The sequence below is a fragment of the Acetatifactor aquisgranensis genome, from assembly GCF_943193215.1.
In the GTDB taxonomy this organism is placed as follows: Bacteria; Bacillota; Clostridia; order Lachnospirales; family Lachnospiraceae; genus Acetatifactor; species Acetatifactor aquisgranensis.
The window spans coordinates 1-2914 of the sequence record NZ_CALPDH010000080.1 but is presented as its reverse complement, the minus strand read 5'-3'; the positions used below and the strand labels follow the sequence as shown (position 1 = coordinate 2914).

The 2914-nt window shown below is 36.2% G+C and carries 4 protein-coding genes; all 4 read left to right on the top strand.

The genetic code is table 11. From position 1 onward, the window contains the following. The first annotated feature begins 130 nt into the window (after positions 1-130). The 4 genes from NFS35_RS28620 (at position 131) to NFS35_RS28605 (ending at position 2768) form a co-directional block, all read left to right on the top strand. A complete protein-coding gene (locus NFS35_RS28620) occupies positions 131-976 on the top strand; it encodes a GNAT family N-acetyltransferase (RefSeq protein ID WP_251210349.1) in 846 nt (281 codons plus the stop codon). Positions 977-1004: 28 nt separating this feature from the next. After that, positions 1005-1457: a GNAT family N-acetyltransferase gene (locus tag NFS35_RS28615; protein WP_251210348.1), complete on the top strand. Its 453-nt coding sequence runs from the start codon at positions 1005-1007 to the stop codon at positions 1455-1457. A gap of 16 nt (positions 1458-1473) precedes the next feature. Continuing rightward, complete coding sequence (locus NFS35_RS28610) at positions 1474-2097, top strand: GNAT family N-acetyltransferase (RefSeq protein WP_251210347.1); 624 nt, start codon at positions 1474-1476, stop codon at positions 2095-2097. A 254-nt stretch (positions 2098-2351) separates the two neighbouring features. Further along, on the top strand, positions 2352-2768 hold the full coding sequence (locus tag NFS35_RS28605; RefSeq protein WP_251210346.1) for a hypothetical protein: 417 nt from the start codon (positions 2352-2354) through the stop codon (positions 2766-2768). Positions 2769-2914 lie beyond the last annotated feature (146 nt).

The window sequence follows — 2914 nt, the reverse complement described above, 5'->3', positions numbered from 1 at the left end:
AGTCCGCAAGATGGAAATCAGCAGTTTTAATGGTTCAAAAAGCAATTTCTATAGTACAGCAGATTGGGAAAGTTTTATTTAATATAAGATGAATATTAGTGAATACTTTTAATAATGATAGGAGCATAATATGCCGGAAGAAAAGGATTTGACATCTAGGAGATGTACAATCAGTCAGTTAAAAACACATGAAATGTGCGATAGTATCTTAGAGCAATTAGAAAAAGCGATTTCTTTAAAAGAAGATGGATTAATTTTGGAATCAGATGCCGTAATCAATTTGTTGTCATTGGAAGTTGAAAAAATAAGGGTACAATTTGATGAGCCAAAAGAGAAAACTGAAAATCTGAATTTTGATAAAAGTACATTGCCAAGGCGAGGTCAGCTTCTCGCTGAAAATGATATGGTTATATTAAGGACTATATCAGATGAGGATTATGAAGATTATATGAAAGTATCCTACGAATGCGCTATTATGAAAAGTGCTTTTAAGGAAGATGCTTTTAAAAAGGATTTATGGGAATCATTTTTATTTGATACAGCCGCGAACTTTTCTATTTTTGACAAGGTAACGGGAGAATATGTGGGTTATTGTGGAATAAAAAATTTGAGTGCCGAGAATTGGGAATTAGTAATAGAACTTTTAAAGAAATATAGGCATCGGGGATATGGATATCATGCGCTTGTAGTAATGTTAAATGCTCTAACGGAATTGACAGGAAAAACTACATATAGAAGCAGGGTTGACTCTGACAATTATGCTTCACAGAATCTTATGAAAAAACTTGGAGCGAAATCTAACGGAATCAGCGAAATGTTTATTCATGGAGAAGATTTACGTAAGTTTCAAGAAGAAAACAAAGATTTAATTGATGATAAACTAAGAAAATTAGCAAAGGAGTTTCATGTTGCTCCGATTGATTTGATTGGGCATGTGTTGGAGTTTCGTATTGACTGGAAGTCAACGGATTTATAGAATTAGGTGGGCAGAAAGGCAGTAAATTATGAAATACTCGATAGGATTGGCGGTAAAAGATGATTACGATAAAATTGTGCGGCTTTACGAAAAGGCATTTGAGCATAGAGAAGGTATAGTTGCGAAATATTATACAGGCTTTAATGAGTATTTATCCTTTTTTGTTGATAGGAATAACGCATTTATGGTAGAAGAAGATGATACGATTTGCGGTGCTGTATTAGTGTATGAAACACCTGACATGTTTTGTGGTCGCTCATTATACATTGAGTTTTTGGCTGTTTTGCCCGATTATCAAAATAAAGGCGTGGGCAGGGCATTGATTGAGTATGTCTGTGATGAGGCGCACAAAAGGGGAATCACAGAAGTTTCTATCCGTACTGCCTGTTATAAAGATGCATATCTGATATATCGCCATATGGGTTTTCGGGATTCTCAAAGCGATTGTCGGTTTTTAACGATGAATTTGAAAAGTTTATAGAATGAGGAGAAGGCTTTTGAGTGACAAAAGAAATGACTTTATTGCAGGTAATAATCTTGCATTATATGGAGAAAAAATCATTGTAAGTCTGCTGAATCAATCAAATGTGGAATGCTATTTGTCTACATATAAAAGGGCTTCTGCTTTTTCAAAAGTATATGAGATGATGCCCGATTTCTGGGAATATCAATGTAATAGTATTAAAAATTATGCTGATGGAAAACAGGACAACAAAGCAAGATATTTGATAGCTGATAAAATGTCATTGCAGGGAGTTGGATATATTGAATTAGACTATGGCAATCCGGAAATGCCGGAAGTAGATATTGCAATACTTGGGGAATATCAAAGAAAAGGGTATGCATTTGAAACTGCCAGGATATTATTTTTAGATATATTTGAAAATGAATCAATAAAGTGTATTGTTTGGAATGCTTTCCGTTCAAATAAAGCAAGTTGCAGAATAGCCGAGAAGTTGGGTGGTAAGGGCGTAGAAAGGAAAAATCTGGTAGTGGAAGCCATGCAGGCAGCAGGATTGAAAGTGAATCCGGCAGATTATAAGAAGGCTCCCGCGACAGTGGCATATGAGATTAGCAAAACAATATTTATGAACAAATTTTGTGACAGGAACTGTATGTAAGAAAAAGATTTATTTATGATATATATGGAAGATGTATTAAACGAAATGTTTGCGTAAATTTAGCATTTTTTTCATTTGATTCATCTTTTCTATTGACATTTTGCAAGCTTATTATGATTAAGGAGTCAGGGGATTTTTTCCTGCGTATATACGCAAGCAGAAGTTTCCGTAAATAGGAAAGAATATTCGGGCAACTGAAATTAAGTGCCAATATGAAAACTGAATAATGCAATATACATACAGGACGTGAGGATATGTGTATCCACTATGTAGGTGCGCCACGATATGCCTGCCCTGATTCATTTCGGGGTCCGGAAGCTTTGGATAAACCGATCAGGGTTCCGATTGAAACAGTAGCCAGCGATATGAAGTTGCAGGTCATAGAAGATATTCCGCTGTCGGATGATCCCGCTTATTTCGGAACTATCCGTTTGTGGATGGTCAGCATGTTCGCGGATATTCATTTGAAGCAGGTGCCTTGGATAAGAATCAGACGTTTGCTATTCCCTATGCCGATGCAGACAGCTCTGGCGTTATGCGTAGGCTTAAAGCTGCCACTGCCGGAGGCTGAAATGTTTCTTGGTAAAACAGACTTTAAATTAAACTCAATGAAGGGGGAGGGATACGTTTATCAATGCGTATTAGGAGCCTGTGCTGAGAATTCAAATTAGAAATAAATGAGATGCTCAAAGAAAACGGAATTACTCCTCTGGGGAGCAATCCCGATTTTCAGTAAAACGAGGAGCTTCCTGTATAATACAAACATAGGGAATTCCAAGAAAGGTGGTTGATAAAAAGATACCTCAGAGTAAAATAA